The following is a 510-nucleotide window of genomic DNA, read 5'->3' as shown; positions in this document are numbered from 1 at the left end:
CCGTGGTGCCTGCCACCCCGGCGAGCGAGCCCACGGCTTCGTTGGCGTTGAGCGTCAAATTCGCGCCCGCCGTGCTCAAGATCACTGCGCTGGTGTCGGCCACGGCGCTGCCGCCCGACAAGGCCAGTGTGCCTGCACTCACCGTGGTGGTGCCCGTGTAATCGTTGGCACCGCTCAAAGTGAAAGTGCCGCCGCCTTGTTTGGTCAAACCGCCTGTGCCACTGACCACACCGGCATACTCTGTGCTGCTCGTATCGCCCGTGGTCAGTGTGTTGCTGCCCAAGCTCACCGTGGTGCCTGTCACCCCTGCGAGCGAGCCCACGGTTTCGTTGCCGCTGAGCGTCAAGTTCGCCCCTGAGGTGCTCAGATTCACCGCGCCCGTGTCGGCAATGGCGCTGCCGCCAGCCAACACCAAGGTGCCCGCACTCACCGTGGTGGTGCCCGTGTAGGTGTTCGCTCCAGACAGCGTCAAACTGCCCAAACCCGATTTGGTCAAGGCCAACTTGGCGC

The 510-nt window shown here is 64.7% G+C and carries 1 protein-coding gene; it reads right to left on the bottom strand.

All coding sequences use genetic code 11. The annotated features are described in order from the left end of the window. Nucleotides 1-510: autotransporter-associated beta strand repeat-containing protein (locus B9Z49_RS21455; protein ID WP_199225149.1), on the bottom strand; the 510-nt coding region annotated here is incomplete at both ends.

Origin of the sequence: Limnohabitans sp. 2KL-51, assembly GCF_003063645.1 — a bacterium.
Lineage (GTDB): Bacteria > Pseudomonadota > Gammaproteobacteria > Burkholderiales > Burkholderiaceae_C > Limnohabitans_A.
This window is presented reverse-complemented; position numbering and strand designations above follow the sequence as displayed.